At 39.8% G+C, this 16,492-nt stretch carries 10 protein-coding genes; 9 read left to right on the forward strand and 1 reads right to left on the reverse strand.

All coding sequences use genetic code 11. The features are described 5' to 3' along the window. Positions 1 to 65 precede the first annotated feature (65 nt). The 9 genes from K7X70_RS22025 to K7X70_RS22065 all read left to right on the forward strand — a co-directional run bounded on the left by K7X70_RS22025 (position 66) and on the right by K7X70_RS22065 (position 14,912). Positions 66 to 3,083, forward strand: coding sequence for a tetratricopeptide repeat protein (locus K7X70_RS22025; protein WP_222539059.1), 3,018 nt, complete (start codon positions 66 to 68; stop codon positions 3,081 to 3,083). Positions 3,084 to 3,093: 10 nt separating this feature from the next. Then, positions 3,094 to 4,797 carry a TonB-dependent receptor gene (locus K7X70_RS22030; protein ID WP_222539060.1) on the forward strand — a complete coding sequence of 568 codons (1,704 nt, stop codon included), beginning with the start codon at positions 3,094 to 3,096 and terminating at the stop codon, positions 4,795 to 4,797. Between the two features lie 55 nt (positions 4,798 to 4,852). After that, the gene (locus tag K7X70_RS22035; RefSeq protein ID WP_222539061.1) at positions 4,853 to 6,334 is read left to right on the forward strand and encodes an HU domain-containing protein; all 1,482 of its coding nucleotides are present in this window, start codon (positions 4,853 to 4,855) and stop codon (positions 6,332 to 6,334) included. Between the two features lie 3 nt (positions 6,335 to 6,337). Continuing rightward, positions 6,338 to 7,048, forward strand: a complete 711-nt coding sequence (locus K7X70_RS22040) for a MotA/TolQ/ExbB proton channel family protein (protein WP_222539062.1) — start codon at positions 6,338 to 6,340, stop codon at positions 7,046 to 7,048. After that, positions 7,048 to 7,449 (forward strand): ExbD/TolR family protein, encoded by a 402-nt coding sequence (locus tag K7X70_RS22045; RefSeq protein WP_062550154.1) that lies wholly within the window; start codon positions 7,048 to 7,050, stop codon positions 7,447 to 7,449. Before K7X70_RS22040 ends, K7X70_RS22045 begins: the two co-directional genes overlap by 1 nt. Beyond that, entirely contained in the window at positions 7,449 to 8,264 is an 816-nt protein-coding gene (locus tag K7X70_RS22050) for an energy transducer TonB (RefSeq protein WP_222539063.1), read from the forward strand. The genes K7X70_RS22045 and K7X70_RS22050 overlap by 1 nt, the downstream gene beginning before the upstream one ends. Positions 8,265 to 8,293: 29 nt before the next feature. Beyond that, entirely contained in the window at positions 8,294 to 9,580 is a 1,287-nt protein-coding gene (locus K7X70_RS22055) for a bifunctional folylpolyglutamate synthase/dihydrofolate synthase (RefSeq protein ID WP_222539064.1), read from the forward strand. Between the two features lie 122 nt (positions 9,581 to 9,702). Next, the gene (pafA, locus tag K7X70_RS22060; RefSeq protein WP_222539065.1) at positions 9,703 to 11,370 is read left to right on the forward strand and encodes an alkaline phosphatase PafA; all 1,668 of its coding nucleotides are present in this window, start codon (positions 9,703 to 9,705) and stop codon (positions 11,368 to 11,370) included. A gap of 149 nt (positions 11,371 to 11,519) precedes the next feature. Further along, positions 11,520 to 14,912 carry a methylmalonyl-CoA mutase family protein gene (locus K7X70_RS22065; RefSeq protein WP_222539066.1) on the forward strand — a complete coding sequence of 1,131 codons (3,393 nt, stop codon included), beginning with the start codon at positions 11,520 to 11,522 and terminating at the stop codon, positions 14,910 to 14,912. 102 nt (positions 14,913 to 15,014) lie between these two features. On the opposite strand, the gene K7X70_RS22070 is transcribed toward K7X70_RS22065, so the two are convergent. Beyond that, on the reverse strand, positions 15,015 to 15,995 hold the full coding sequence (locus K7X70_RS22070) for an acyl-ACP desaturase (RefSeq protein ID WP_222539067.1): 981 nt from the start codon (positions 15,993 to 15,995) through the stop codon (positions 15,015 to 15,017). Positions 15,996 to 16,492: the final 497 nt, after the last annotated feature.

Genomic DNA, 16,492 nt, shown 5'->3' on the forward strand with positions numbered 1-16,492 from the left:
TAGTTTCTTATGCTAACAAGACCTAATACTATTTTTATATTCGTAGCAACCATATTTGAAATCAGATGCAGAAAAAATACCTTTTTATTCCGCTATTCTTAGCAGGTAGCTTTACAACTGGCTATGCGCAGTCTAGCATACTAGTTCACCTCAATGAAAATTATCGAACAGGTCTGGAGTTACTAGACAATGAAAAATACGTTGCAGCAGCAGAACAATTTAGGTTGGTCGATAGAGCCCGCCAGAAAGCAGATGCTCAGCAGGAAAGTAATGCTGAATTATCGTTACTCAAAGAAAATGCAAAGTTCTATGCTGCCGTTTGTGCCTTAGAACTTGGAAATAATGATGCAGAAAGTCTTTTTCAGAAATTTATTAAGGATTATCCCTTAAATGCGAATACCAAACTTGCTTATTTTCATGTTGGTAAATCGTATTTCGCGCAGGAAAACTATCAAAAAGCATTAGATTGGTTCGAAAAAACCGACCCTTCTACCCTCTCCCAGAAACAACGTGTGGAATATCAATTCAAACAAGGATACGCCTATTTCATGTTGCAGAACATTGAAAAAGCAGAGCCACTGTTTGAAGCTGTTAAAAAAGAAAAATCAGCTTATCAGGAAAGCGCAACTTACTACTTTGCTTATATCAATTACCTGAATAAAGAATATAAAACTGCATTGGCCAACTTTGAAAAGTTGAAAGGTTCGCCTACGTACGAAGCCAGCTATCCTTATTACATCACTTCGATGTACTACCTGGATGAACGCTACGATGACGTGATTAATTATGCGGTTCCCATCTTAAAAACCACTAAACAACAGTATGAAGCAGAAATGCTCAGCCTGATTGCGGCCTCTTACTTCGCTAAATCTGATTATACCAATGCAGAAAAGTATTTCCAGGAATACTATGCGAAAAGTAAATCGGAGGTTAAAAACAACTTGTTTATCTATCAATATGGATACTCTTTATTCCAGTTGAAAAGATATCAGGAAGCCGTAGCGATTCTTGAAAAACTAGATACAGATGATGTGTACCTGCAAAGCGGGATGTATACGCTGGGCCGCTCTTTCATTCAATTGAAAAATAAAGAAAAAGCACGTAGCGCCTTCTTTAGATCTTCCAGACTTGACTTTGATAAGTTCATACAGGAAGAGGCATGGATCAATTATGCACGTCTGAGTTATGAGCTTGATTTCAACCAGCAGGCATTAGAATCTACGCAAAGCTTTTTAAAGCAATTCCCAAAATCTCGCAAAGCGAATGAAGCGAAAACGTTATTAGGCGAAATTCTATTGACCAGCAAAAACTACCAGGCTGCAATTGATATCCTGGAGCCTATTCCGGATAAATCTCCGGAAGCCAAAGAAGCTTATCAAAAAGTAACTTACTTCAGAGGTTTAGAATTCTATAATGAACGTGCATTCCCAAATGCGCTATCGATGTTCCTGCGCTCTGAAAAATTCCCTGAGGATCAGGAAATTCATGCACTCAACACTTATTGGAAAGCAGAAGCCAGTTACGAATTGAGAAAATTCGGAGAAGCAGTAGCCACTTTCGAAAAATTCCTGGAAATGCCAGGAGCCGATAAGACTGAGGTGTATAACTTTGCAAATTATGCATTGGCTTATGCCGCCTTCGAAGATGAACGTTATGGAAAAGCGGCTTCCTATTTTGAGCGCTTCCTGAGAGGAAATGATAAAGATGCAAAAACAGTAAATGATGCGACCATCAGACTCGCCGATTCTTATTTTGTAAATAAGAGCTATGGTAATGCCTTGACCAATTACAATAAAATTATCGCTTCCAAAGCAACCGGAGAAGATTATGCCCTGTTTCAACGTGGTATGATTCAAGGTTTAGAAGGTCAAAACGATGCGAAAATTACTACCATGCAAAGTTTGCTGAAGCAATTCCCGACCTCAAATTATGCGGATGATGCAGGATTTGAAACTGCTTACACCTATTTCAATAAAGGAGATCTTGACAAGTCAAAAACTGACCTGATTGCTTTAATCAGTCAATATCCACACAGCAGCTACGTGCCTCGTGCATTAGTCACCATTGGTTTGGTTCAATACAACCAGGATCAGGACAATGCAGCTTTGGAAACATTTAAAAAAGTAATTGCAGACTATGCAAGTAGTGAAGAAGCCAAACAGGCACTGGAATCTATAAAAAACATTTATGTAGATAAAGGAGATTCAGAAGGTTTCATCGGCTATGCCAAAACGACCCCTATTGGAGATTTCTCCATCGCTGAGCAAGACAATATTGTATTCCAGGGTGCCAATAACCGATACCTGAAAGGGGATGCTAAAGGTGCTTTCGAAGCAGTAAATGCTTATTTTGACAAGTTCCCTAAAGCAATTCACGATAAAGAAGCCAAATTTATCAGAGCAGAAGCATTGGTAAAATTAGGCCGTCCAGATGAAGCCATCCCTGATTATGAGTATATCCTGAACGATTGGACCAGTGATTATACAGAACGCTCATTAGTGAGTATCTCTAAGTTATTCCTGGATCAAAAGAAATATAATGAAGCTATTGTTTACCTGAAAAGACTGGAAACAACCGCAGATTATAAAGTGCATTATACTTACGCCATTAATAACCTGCTGAAAGCATACAGTGCATTGAATATGCCAGATGATGTGATCAAATATGTAGCCCTGATCAAAGAATCTGATAAATCTTCACAAGAAGAGAAAAGCAGTTCCGACCTATTTGCAGGAAAGGCTTATCTAGCAAAAGCTGATACGACACAAGCCGTAAAAGCTTTCAGCAATGTGGTGGAAAAAACTAAAACACTAGCCGCTGCTGAAGCGAAATACAATCTTGCTGCGATTCAATATGCAAAAAGAGAGTACAAAACGTCTACTAAGACTTGTTTTGATTTGATCAACAATATGTCTTCTTATGATTATTGGGTGGCTAAAGCTTTCATCCTGCTGGCAGACAACTATGTCGCATTAAAAGATAATTTACAAGCAAAAAGTACATTGCTGAGCCTAATAGACAACTATGAAGGTAAAGATGATATTGTACCAACTGCTAAGGAAAAATTAAAGAAAATTAAATAAGACAAGCACGATGAGATTGACGAAATTAATATATAGCACCCTACTTTTTGTGACTGCCGGATCTCTAAGCGCATTGGCACAGGATACAAAAACTACTGATAAGAAAACTGAAGAAAAAGCCGTAACGGAAGAAATTGAAGTCGTAAGACCTTATAAACCAGTACTGGCAGAAGCAGTGAAATTGAGAAGAAGTCCGGATTTAAATACCGTAAAGACCTATAAAGCTAAATTTAATTATAGCCTGACGGATAGAAAACTGGAATTGAACTCTGACATTAATAAACTGCAGGCTCAGCAAGTAGCTAAAGAAAGAGAAACAGAATTGATCAATAACTACCTGAAAGGTGGCTTCGGGATCCGTACTACGGTACTTGGCGAAGCATACATCAACCTGGGTAGAGATGAAGCTTTGCAGGCTGGTGCTTTCTTCAAGCATTTCGGACAAAAAGGTAAATTGGCAGGACAAGAGGTAAACCAACAGCAGCTAGGTATTTTTGGTAGAAGTATTGGCGATGTGGTCACCATGAGTGGTCGCGTAAACTACCAAAGAAATGGTCTGTTTTTCTATGGATTTAACCCGGAAAAACCAGAGTTAAACCTTAATCCAGATAAACAAACGCTAAACTTTATCGAAGCAGAAGGTGAAATTGTAAACAAATTCACAGATGATCCGGATGCATTAAGCTATGCGGTTAAATTAAACGGATACCTTTGGAATGATAGATATGCAGCAAAAGAAAACTCGATCATTTTAAATGGTTATGTGAACAAAAGAATCAGCAGCTTTAACTTAGGCCTTGCCGCTTCCACAGAACTTGGAAATACTAAAGATGCGTTGACTAGTGTAAATAACAACCTCTTTAAATTAAATCCTTACATCAAATTAGAAGCAAATGGCCTGAAGATCAATGCAGGAATTAATTTCGTGCAGGAATTTGGTGCTTTCTCGAAAAGTAGAATCTTCCCTGCCGTTACTGCTGATCTGACCCTGATTCCTGATTACCTGCAATTGTTTGCAGAAGTAAAAGGTGATGTAAACCGCAATTCATTAAAGCAGTTTACAGATGAAAACCCGTTCTTAAATGCCAATATCGACATCAAAAACTCTGTAGAGAAATTGTCATTCAGCGCAGGAATTAAAGGAACCGGTGGACCAGGATTTGGTTACAAAGCCAGAGTATACCACAAGAAAATTTCGGATATGGCCTTGTTCGTAAATAATTTTGCCAACCCTACCCGCTTTGATGTGATCTATGATTTTGGAAATACAACCATGACAGGTTTAGAAGGTGAAATCTCTGTTCAGATCAGTAATTCATTGAAATGGACCGGTAAATTAAACTTTGAAGATTACCAGCCGGCCCAAGAATCAAATAGCTGGTACAAACCTCAGATGAGAATCAGCTCCGACTTAATGTTTAATGTAACCGATAAAATTACCTTAAATGCAGCGGTAGCAATTCAGGATGCCAGCAAAGCGAAATTATACACAGTTGCCCCTGCAAGTCCATACATCATTCCTGATCCAGCAAATGAGACTGTTGTAAGTGTAAAAGGTTTTGTAGATCTTGGCCTTGGTGCCAGCTATAAGATCAATAACAAGTTTTCTGCTTTTGCAAGAGCAAATAACCTGTTCAACTCTTCTTATAGCAGATACCTTTATTACCCAACTATCGGAACCAACATCTTTGGAGGATTAACGTATTCCTTCTAAGCGGTTTTCGATTTAATAATTGGTGGATATAGAATTAAAATTTAATTTTACCAGAATGGACATGTTATCATACCTTACAGTGCTTATTAAAACCCGTAAAGAGGTTGGGATCCCCGGACTTGGAACGATCTATAAAAAGAAATCACCGGGAAGGTATGATGCAGCAACACACTCCTTTTTGCCGCCCAGTTTCGTGCTGGATTTCAATCCGGAAGTGCTGGAGCATTCCTTGCTCATTGACCATATCTGTAAACAGAGAAATATAAGTTCAGACTCCGCCAGTTATTTTATAGAAAAATTTGTTGAAGAAATAAAGAAACAATTGGAAGAACACCAGGAGGCCAGTTTAACGCCCCTGGGTACTTTATATCAATCTTCAGAAACACTGAGCTTTAAGCCATCAAATGATCAAAACTTCGGTTTTGATTTTTATGGTTTACCACCTGTCAAAGAAGAACTTTCAATACCAGCAGTAACAGAGGTAAAAACTGAAGAGGTAACTTCTTCAACTCCAGAAGTAGAAGAACTTCAAAAATCAGAAGAACATCAGGTGACAGAAGAACAGCTGGAACTTGAAAATAGCAACGCTGATCTTAGAGATGAATCCAATCCTGCTGCTCCACCGGTTATTGAAGAAATAAAAGAAGAAACATACTTAGGGAATGAAGAAGTAGAAGATGTAAGTTATTTAACTTCTGAGCAGGATGAACAACCTGTTTTTGAAGAAATAGCAGAAGTTGAAATGCCAAAGCAGCCGCTGGCCCAACCGGAAATTGAAAGTATTGGAAACATAGAAGAGCAGCCAAAAGCGATATTTGAAGAACCTGCTGTAACTACGCGTCCAAGCATTAACGATAGTTACGCACAAGCCAGCAAAATGGCTGATGCGCCTACTGTAGTCAGCAGTCCGACACCTGCATCAGATCAGATCAGTAACAATACTGGTTTCTATAATTCTCATGATGAGCCTGAAGAAAGAGCTGGAATCCCAGTTTATCTGAAGATTCTGATCGCCCTTTTATTGGTGCTGATTGGATTGGCAGCAGGATATTTTATCCGCCCTGATCTTTTCGAGCCTATCTTAAAAATGGGTAAAAATCCGATTGAGACTCCTGTAGTTGCACAACCTACTGTACCAGTTACAGACTCACTTGCGAATTCAGATAGCTTGCAAAATACTTTACCATTAAATGATACCCTAAAAAAAGATTCAGTTGTGAATGCAAAAACTGCATCAACAACAGTAACTAATGATGCTCAAACTGCTCAGGTCAATGCTCCTGCGCCGCAAACAGGAATTACTTTCGAAGTGATTGGTGCTTCAGTTGCCAATCAAAAAGAAGCCGATCGTTTTATTGCCCAAATGAAAAAATTGGGATTAAATGCAAAAGCCATCGCCCCTATTCCTGGGAAAAAGAAAATAAAAATCAGCATTGCAACGTTTAATGACTACAACAGCGCCGAGGCACAAATACCTGCACTGCAAAAAAAGTTAGGCATTAAAGATTTATATATACACACAAACAAACCATTATAAATTATGATCGCATTAATACAGGGTGCTAATGATAGCCTTAACAAAATTGTTGATACCGCGAATAACGCCAGTCAAGCCGTAACTGCAGCAGCTCCCGAACTACATTTCATCGACCTGCTCTTTAAAGGTGGCTGGGTAATGATTCCCCTGGCCTTCCTTGCATTTGCAGGTTTGGTAATTTTCGTTGAAAGATACATCACTATCAGAAAGTCCTCTAAAACAGAGTCTAACCTGATGCTGCACATCAAACAATATATTCATGAAGGTAGATTAGACAATGCCATCACCCTATGCAGAAACAATAGTTCTCCATTAGCCAGAATGCTGGAAAAAGGATTGAAAAGAATCGGCCGTCCAATTAAAGACATTGAAGCCGCAATTGAAAACAATGGAAAACTGGAAGTATCTAAACTGGAGAAAAATATTGGTATCCTGGGTATCATCGCCGGTATTGCGCCTATGCTTGGTTTCGTAGGAACAATCATTGGGGTAATTACCATTTTCCATGATGTATCCATCAAAGGAGCTATTGAAATCGGAACCATCTCTGGTGGTCTTTATACCAAAATGATCACTTCTGCAACAGGTTTGATCATCGGTATTATCGCTTACGTATTGTACCATATCCTGAATATGATGGTAGAACGCATCATCTTAAGAATGGAAACTGACGCTATTGAGTTCATCGATTTATTAGAGGAGCCAGGAAAATAATGAATCTACGCAAAAGAAATAAAGGAACTGTAGAGGTTCATACTTCCGCACTGAATGATATCATGTTCTTCCTCATGCTGTTTTTCCTGCTGGCATCTGCTGCAGTGAATCCGCAAGTGGTGAAACTGTTATTGCCAAGATCGGAATCCGGACAGCAATCTGCGGCGCAGAAAACAGTGACCGTGTCTATAGATGAAAAGTTAAATTATTACGTAGATAAAGAACGTACCTCTCTGGAAGGTATTCAGCCGGCAATAGAAGTCTATCAAAAAGCTTCTCCCGACCTGACTATCGTACTCTATGTAGCCAGAGGAGTTTCTATTGAAAACACCATGGCGGTATTCGACGTGGCGAATAAATTAAAACTTAAAGTTGTACTCGCTGTAGAACCTAAGAAATAATGACGTACCCAAAGGAAGAAAATAATTATCCTAAAGCAGTAGCCATCTCTACTGGTATTATGATTGCCCTCATCGCATTGAGTTTCTTCATTGTGATTGGGTCATTCCAGCCTCCTGTGGAAGCAGGTATGGGTGGAATGGTGGTCAACTACGGAACCTCTGTCGAAGGAATGGGATCAGATTATACCAGTATTGAAGAACCTTCTGCAGATCCGAATGCGAATCAGAAAGCACCGGATAAAGTAGTCCCAACAGAACCGACCAAGGAGACACCAACACAGCAGAATAGTACCAAAGAGATTGTGACTCAAAGTACAGAAGATGCGGTGGCCGTAAACACTAAAAGCAGTCCAAAAAATACTGCGCCAACAGCAACGGTAGAAAGTAAACCCGCAAAACCAGTCATCAACCAAAATGCCCTTTATAAAGGTAAAACCAATAAAGGTACAGGTGGTGGCGATGGAACGGGAACAACTCCAGGAAATCAAGGCGACAAAGACGGTGATCCACTAGCCAATAATTATGGCGAAGGTGGATCTGGATTTGGCGAAACTCCAATTGCACTTCGAAAATTCACCAATTTAGTTACCCCGCAGGATGACGGTCAGAAAACCGGAAAGATCGCGGTAAGGATTAAAATCAATAAAAGTGGTGTGGTGATCGATGCAACTCCTGGCGTTAAAGGAACCACCTTGAACGATAGAGAGCTGTGGAGAAAATGTAAAGAAGCTGTAATGGGCGCCCGTTTAACACAGGCAGATAATGCGCCTGATGTTCAAATCGGTGTAGTAGTATTCAATTTTAAGGTAAAATAAAACCCTGGTATTCTTTTTAGAACTCCAAAATGAACTATAAACAAACCCTCGATTACTTGTACAGTAAACTACCCATGTTTACTCGTGTTGGCGCTGTAGCCTATAGAAAAGACTTACACAACACCATCGCCATGTGCGAACAACTGGGAAATCCACAGGATAAATTCAAAACCATACATGTAGGTGGAACCAATGGCAAAGGTTCCACTTCTCATATGCTTGCGGCCATCCTTCAACAGGCAGGATACAAAACAGGATTGTACACCTCTCCACACCTTAAAGATTTCAGGGAACGCATTAGAATTAACGGGGAGATGATCCCCGAAGCTTTTGTAATAGATTTCGTGGAAGAGCAGCAAGACATCATGGAATTCCTGCAGCCTTCATTTTTCGAAGTTACAGTAGCCATGGCTTTTTCTCATTTCGCTAAGGCAGAAGTAGACATCGCCATCATCGAAGTTGGACTCGGAGGAAGGATCGACTCTACCAATATCATCACTCCGGAACTTTCCGTAATTACCAATATCAGCTTAGACCATACCAATATCCTGGGTACTACCCTCCCGGAAATTGCCAGGGAAAAAGCAGGGATTATTAAAAAAGGACTGCCGGTTGTGATCGGAGAAACCCAGCAAGAAACTGAAAGTATATTCCTTAAGAAAGCTGAAGAAACCAATAGCCCAATCTATTTTGCAGATCAGGAATTGCACTTACAGCAGCTTAAAAAAATAGGTAAATATTTAAATGTAGCAGTCTACAGTGGAGATACGCCAATATATCCTGACCTGGACTTAGACCTCAATGGAGCTTATCAGCGTAAAAACGTGCTGACAGTCATTGAAGCCATTCAAATATTAAAGCAACAAGGTTTTAAAATTGAAGAAAAGGCAGTTTATGATGCACTAAAAAATGTAAAAGGACTCACTGGATTGCAAGGAAGATGGCAGACCTTAAGCGAAAATCCGCTAGTAATCTGCGATACCGGTCATAACATTGCAGGGATCACAGAGGTCGTACAAAATATCAATGATACCCCACATGATCAATTACACATCGTGATTGGTATGGTGAAAGATAAAGACATTACTGGTGTTTTACAGTTGCTGCCAACAGACGCACATTATTACTTCTGTCAGCCTGATTTAGAACGAGCATTACCTGTGTTAGAACTGGCAGAACAGGCCAAAAATCATCATTTAGTTGGTGATGTCTTTCCAAGTGTTCAATTGGCCTTTCATGCTGCGAAAGACAACGCAAACGCTAATGACCTGATTTTCATAGGCGGCAGCACTTTTGTAGTTGCTGAAGTACTATAAAATCTTTACACAATAGTAATCTCAATACCTATTTCGATTACCTACCTTTAAAAATTCATTAACACAAAATATGATTCGTTTATTCCATAATAAACGAATCTTTGCTTTTAAAATAATACACAATGAAAAGAGTTTACCTGTTATTTTCTGCACTGCTGATTACCTGCAGTGTATCCATGGCCCAAAAGAAAACAGTTGCTGTTTCTAAAAAAGATTTCCCGGCATCAGTCGACAGACCGAAACTGGTGGTTGGTTTGGTGATCGATCAAATGAGATGGGATTATCTTTACCGTTACTACAGCAGATACGCTGCAGGAGGTTTTAAAAGACTGATCAATGAAGGTTTCTCAGCAGAGAATACTTTTATCCCTTATACCCCTACTTACACAGCCTGCGGTCATGCAAGTATCTATACCGGTTCTGTTCCGGCAATCAATGGAATTATTGGTAACGATTGGTACGATCCACAATTAGGTCGTAATGTATATTGCGCAGAAGATACCAGTGTAACTAGTGTTGGCAGTACCACAATGGCAGGTGTAATGTCACCAAAAAACATGCTGACTACTACCATTACTGACGAGCTTCGCCTGGCGACTAACTTCCAGGGAAAAGTAATTGGTATTTCACTGAAAGATCGTGGGTCTATCCTTCCTGCCGGACATTCAGCAAATGCAGCCTATTGGTTCGATGGCCAAACCGGCGACTGGATTACCAGTACCTATTACATGGCTAACCTTCCAGCATGGATGCAGGATTACAATAAAATGAAATTGGTTAACAAGTTTTATGAAAAAAACTGGCCAACGCTATATCCAATTGAAACCTATACCCAAAGTACCGCTGACGATAAAAGCTATGAAGGAAAAGCCAGAGGCGAACAAAGCCCAACTTTCCCTCATCCATTAAAATTATATATGGGCAAGAACTATGAGATGATCAAAAGTACGCCTTATGGAAATACCATGACCTTAGACCTTGCTAAACTAGCGATCGCTTCTGAAGATCTTGGAAAAGATAATATTACCGATTTTCTTGCAGTGAGCTGCTCTTCTACGGATTATGTGGGTCACCAATATGGTCCAAACTCTATCGAAGCAGAAGATACTTACTTAAGATTAGACAAAGATCTTGCAGATTTTTTCGACTACCTGGATCATACAGTAGGTAAAGGAAATTACCTATTTTTCTTATCAGCAGATCACGGTGCAGCACATGTACCAGGTTTCATGGCTGAAAATAAATTGCCAGGTGGAACCGTTGACGATGGTCCTGTTATGAAAGAATTAAATGGACGTTTAGAAGAGAAATTTGGTATTAAAAAATCGATTATTAAATCGATGAACAACCAGATCTATTTTGACCATAAACTAATCAATACCGCAAAAGCTGATTTTGATGCCATCAAAGCTTTTAGCATCGAGTTCTTAAAAACTCAAACTGGTTTTATGGACGCCGTTGATTTGAACAAAGTCGGTGCAAGCAGTCTGCCTGAACCGATCAAAACAAGGATAGCAAACGGCTACAATGCCAGAAGAAGCGGCGACATCTATTTTCTACTGAAATCAAATTACTTCGACAGCAGCAGCAAAACAGGTACCACCCATGGTTCATGGAATCCTTATGATTCCCACATCCCATGCGTATTTATGGGCTGGAATGTAAAACCTGGAAAAACCAATAAAACACATTACATGACAGACATCGCAGCTACTTTAGCAGCTATGCTTCACATACAAATGCCTAGTGGCTGTGTTGGTGAGCCCATCACAGAATTAACACATCAATAACATACACCGTTTTTATATAAAAAAAGACCGCCGGGAAGATGATTCCCGGCGGTCTTTTTTTATACCCGCTATTTTTGTATTGATTTGGCTATGCTCACCACCTAAGCCCAGTTTTTATTACATTTGTTAACCAACTATAAAACCTATCCATGGAGCAAATCGAGATCTATAAACCTAAAAATAAAATACGTTTTGTAACTGCAGCTGCTTTATTCGACGGGCATGACGCTACGATCAATATCATGCGCCGAATCCTTCAATCTTCGGGAGCGGAAGTGATACATCTTGGCCATAATAGATCCGTAGAAGAAGTAGTAAACTGTGCCATTCAGGAAGATGTACAAGGAATTGCAATGACTTCCTATCAGGGTGGCCATATTGAGTATTTCAAATATATGTACGACCTGCTGCAGGAACGCGGTTCTTCCCATATCAAAATCTTTGCAGGCGGCGGCGGTGTGATTCTTCCATCCGAAATTGCCGAGTTACAAGCTTATGGTATCACCAGAATTTATTCCCCTGATGATGGCCGTAAAATGGGCTTGCAGGGCATGATCAATAACATGCTCGAGCAAACAGATTATGTTACCGTGACCAGTCTGAATGGAGAGCTTAAATCTATCCCTCAAAAAGATGTAAAAAGCATCGCTTCGGCAATTACCGTTGCAGAAAACGATCCTGAAGGCGCACAAGCCTTTGTAGACGAACTAAAAAAACTAACCCTAAAAAATCAGGCCCCCGTGCTTGGAATTACTGGAACCGGTGGATCAGGAAAATCTTCGCTCGTAGATGAATTGGTGAGACGCTTCTTAATGGAAGTGAAAGACAAAACCATGGCGATTATCTCTGTAGATCCTTCCAAACGTAAAACAGGAGGAGCCTTACTTGGAGATAGGATTCGCATGAATGCCATCAATAACCCAAGGATTTATATGCGTTCCCTGGCTACCAGACAAGCCAATTTAGCGCTATCCAGAAATGTACAGGAGAGTATTGATATCTGTAAAGCTGCTGGCTATGACCTGATCATTGTCGAAACCTCAGGAATCGGCCAGTCCGACACAGAAATCACAGAACATTGTGATGTTTCTCTTTATGTAATGACCCCAGAATTCGGTGCTGCTACACAATTGGAAAAAATTGACATGCTTGATTTTGCCGACCTGGTAGCGATCAATAAATTTGATAAACGTGGTGCCCTGGATGCTTTACGAGATGTTCGTAAACAATACAAACGCAATCATAATCTTTTTGATGCGAAGGATGAAAACATCCCGGTTTTCGGCACCATGGCTTCTCAGTTCAACGATCCTGGAATGAATAATCTATTCTCTGCCCTTATGGACAAGATCAAAGAGAAAACCAAGGTTGATTTTAATGCCCAGTTGGAACTCAGCTCCGAACAATCTGAAAAAATCTATATCATTCCCCCAGACCGGATCAGGTACCTTGCAGAAATTGCAGAAGCCAGTCAGACTTATAATGAATGGGTAGAAAAACAAAGTGCCATTGCCAGAAAACTATATCAGCTTCAAGGTGTCATACAGCTTTCTAAAGAAGAGAAATTAAATAAAGATTTTCCTGGCATAGCCAGCATAAATGACAGTTTACAAGATGTATATCAACATCTGGAAGAGCAATTGGACGGCGACTGCAGAAAACTACTTCGCCAATGGCCAGACACAAAAATCAAATACAAACAAGAGTTCTTTGTTTATAAAGTCAGAGATAAAGAAATTAAACAACCCTTGTTCTATGAGTCTTTATCCAAATTAAAAATCCCCAAAGTTTCACTTCCACGCTATGAAGACTGGGGAGATATACTACGCTGGCTGCTGACAGAAAATGTACCTGGAGAATTCCCATACGCTGCTGGTGTCTTCCCCCTAAAACGTGACGGAGAAGATCCTACCCGTATGTTTGCTGGTGAAGGCGGACCGGAACGAACCAATAAAAGGTTCCACTACGTATCCTTAGGACAACCTGCACATCGCCTGTCAACCGCATTTGACTCCGTTACCTTATATGGTGAAGATCCACACCTCAGACCAGACATTTATGGTAAAATTGGCAACTCAGGAGTAAGTATTGCTACTTTAGATGATGCCAAGAAACTATATTCAGGCTTTGACCTTTGTGCCGCATCCACCTCTGTGTCCATGACGATTAATGGTCCTGCTCCTATGCTGCTAGGTTTCTTTATGAACGCAGCCATAGATCAGCAATGCGAAAAATACATTATCGAACAAGGACTCCAAGCTGAAGTAGAAAACAAAATAAATACCCTGTATAAATCAAAAGGAATCCAAAGACCAAGTTATAGCGGAGCCTTGCCCGAAGGAAACAATGGTTTAGGGTTGATGTTACTTGGCGTAACCGGAGATGAAGTATTACCCGCTGATGTTTATGCAAAGATCAGAGCCTATGCCATCAGTACAGTGAGGGGTACAGTTCAGGCAGATATTCTTAAAGAAGATCAGGCTCAAAACACTTGCATTTTCTCAACAGAATTTGCGCTGAGGATGATGGGAGATATTCAAAGTTATTTCATTACCGAAAAAGTGCGGAACTTCTATTCTGTATCCATCTCTGGCTATCATATCGCAGAAGCTGGAGCAAATCCAATATCTCAGCTTGCCTTTACCTTAAGTAATGGTTTTACCTTTGTAGAATACTATTTGAGCAGAGGAATGAACATCGATGATTTCGCCCCTAACTTATCGTTCTTCTTCTCTAATGGAATTGATCCAGAGTACTCCGTAATTGGAAGAGTGGCCAGACGAATCTGGGCAAAAGCCATTAAGAATAAGTACAAAGGCAACGACCGATCACAGAAGTTAAAATATCATATTCAGACTTCTGGCAGGTCTTTACATGCACAGGAAATTGATTTCAATGATATCCGGACTACATTACAGGCATTGTATGCGATCTACGACAATTGCAATTCCCTACATACAAATGCCTACGATGAAGCCATTACGACGCCTACAGAAGAATCTGTACGCAGAGCGATGGCCATACAGCTAATTATCAATAGAGAATTAGGTTTGGCGAAAAATGAAAACCCATTACAAGGGGCATTTATCATTGAAGACCTGACAGATTTGGTAGAAGAAGCGGTCTTACAGGAATTTAAGCGCATCAATGATAGAGGTGGTGTATTGGGAGCAATGGAAACCATGTACCAACGTGGTAAAATCCAGGAAGAAAGTCTTTATTATGAAACATTAAAACACAACGGAGAATACCCAATCGTAGGTGTAAATACCTTCCTAAATAAGAATGGTTCCCCTACTGTTGTTCCAGGAGAAGTAATTAGAGCTACAGAAGAAGAGAAACAATATCAAATTACTGCATTAAAAACCTTCCAGGACAGAAACGCAGCTCATACAGACACTATCCTTAAAAAACTGCAAAAGTCGGCCATAGCGGGTGAAAACATCTTTGAAGAGTTAATGGAAGTGTGTAAGGTCTGCTCATTGGGCCAAATATCGAATGCACTTTATGAAGTTGGTGGACAATACAGAAGAAATATGTAGCGCTACAAATCTAAAGGGACAAAGACTCTATAAATTTGAGATAAAACAAGAAAGCCTGAATAAAATTATTCAGGCTTTCTTGTTTTATCTAGTTGGTTTAGCTTAGGAATGTATCCAGCTAAACTTATAATCCATTGTAGGGTTTTTCATTCTATCTGCTACACGTAACAGTCGCTCTGGCAAAGCCATGATATAGTCACGAGCTTTCTCCCCCGTTTCATTTAAATCGCGCATGCTCTCCAATTTCCACTCTTCAATCAACTGTTGCATGATCTCCACATAATCTACTGCAGTATATACGCCTAGACGCTGGGCAGCATCCGTAAAGTGACCAAAAGTTTGTCCGATTTTAAGTCCCATTTCACGAAGGAAGTGAGCAGGCATGACAATCTTTTTACGCATCATATCCTCAAAAGCAACCATGGCTTCGTTTGGATCTACTTCAAATATTTTAGCCATGAAGTCTTTATATGCTTTAGCATGACGAGCTTCATCAGAAGCAATTACACCACACATTCTTGAAAGTAAAACATCACCATCTTTCTTAGCCATCGAAGCTACTCTTCTATGCGAAATATTAGTAGCCAACTCCTGGAAACTAGTATACACAAAGTTTCTGTATGGATCATGACCAGTACCTATATCAAATCCATCTGCAATCAGATATTGAGTTGAAATTTCCATTTGTCGCATATCTACGCGACCGGAAAGGTAAAGATATTTATTTAGTAGGTCTCCATGTCTATTCTCTTCTGCAGTCCAATGACGTACCCATTTCATCCAGCCACCTTGTTCATCTTTAGTGATTCCGTCTACCATCGTTAACCATGATTCATAAGTAGGCAATGCCTCTTCTGTAATGGTGTCACCGATTAAGACCGCAACAAGATCATAAGATAACCCCTCTGCATTCTCACGTAATTGTTTTATATCCTGAAAAAACGTATCGCTGGTTGAATCCGGCAAGAAATCAGAAGGCTGCCAATTAGTGTCAATCGGTTTCAAGTAGGTGTCCATCATCTCCAGCATATAGCTTTCGATATGTAACATCACTTCTCGTCTTTTTTCTGCGAAAAAACTCATTGTTTTTTATGTTTTAAATTAGTTTCAAAGATAACCAAAAATTGCATATTTTGTCGTCACACCATTATTTTATTCGCAATTAAGGCCCTTAAAAACTAAGATTCCCGACATTAAATTTGGTTCTTCTACCTAACAACATCATACATAAGATTAAGTTTTCAATAAAGACATTCCTAAATACATTTTATATCCTCATCTGTTCGGCCAATCATGTAAATCAGCATAAATGGAGTTATATAGATCAACCATTTATAATGGTTCATGATCAGTATTTAGTACCATCATTTAAAGGTCCAGGTATAGTGGATCCAGCTGGAGATTGGGCTTAGTTAGCGAATTGGAATGGAATTAAAGCTGAATGGTAACTGGCTATTAAATTACGGTGGTATAATTATAGAAAACCTCTCAGGAAAAAAGGCCGTATACAAGAAAAGCCTGTAGTTTCCTACAGGCTTTCTTTAAGATTTGGCACCGACCTACTCTCCCACGTGTTACCG

It is taken from the genome of Pedobacter polysacchareus, assembly GCF_019802255.1.
Taxonomy (GTDB): domain Bacteria; phylum Bacteroidota; class Bacteroidia; order Sphingobacteriales; family Sphingobacteriaceae; genus Pedobacter; species Pedobacter polysacchareus.

Excerpts from the sequence above, each read along its gene's own strand:
- K7X70_RS22025 (WP_222539059.1), top strand. The coding sequence starts at position 66 with ATGCAGAAAAAATACCTTTTTATTCCGCTATTCTTAGCAGGTAGCTTT.
- K7X70_RS22030 (WP_222539060.1), top strand. The coding sequence starts at position 3,094 with ATGAGATTGACGAAATTAATATATAGCACCCTACTTTTTGTGACTGCC.
- K7X70_RS22035 (WP_222539061.1), top strand. The coding sequence starts at position 4,853 with ATGGACATGTTATCATACCTTACAGTGCTTATTAAAACCCGTAAAGAG.
- K7X70_RS22040 (WP_222539062.1), top strand. The coding sequence starts at position 6,338 with ATGATCGCATTAATACAGGGTGCTAATGATAGCCTTAACAAAATTGTT.
- K7X70_RS22045 (WP_062550154.1), top strand. The coding sequence starts at position 7,048 with ATGAATCTACGCAAAAGAAATAAAGGAACTGTAGAGGTTCATACTTCC.
- K7X70_RS22050 (WP_222539063.1), top strand. The coding sequence starts at position 7,449 with ATGACGTACCCAAAGGAAGAAAATAATTATCCTAAAGCAGTAGCCATC.
- K7X70_RS22055 (WP_222539064.1), top strand. The coding sequence starts at position 8,294 with ATGAACTATAAACAAACCCTCGATTACTTGTACAGTAAACTACCCATG.
- pafA (WP_222539065.1), top strand. The coding sequence starts at position 9,703 with ATGAAAAGAGTTTACCTGTTATTTTCTGCACTGCTGATTACCTGCAGT.
- K7X70_RS22065 (WP_222539066.1), top strand. The coding sequence starts at position 11,520 with ATGGAGCAAATCGAGATCTATAAACCTAAAAATAAAATACGTTTTGTA.
- K7X70_RS22070 (WP_222539067.1), bottom strand. The coding sequence starts at position 15,995 with ATGAGTTTTTTCGCAGAAAAAAGACGAGAAGTGATGTTACATATCGAA.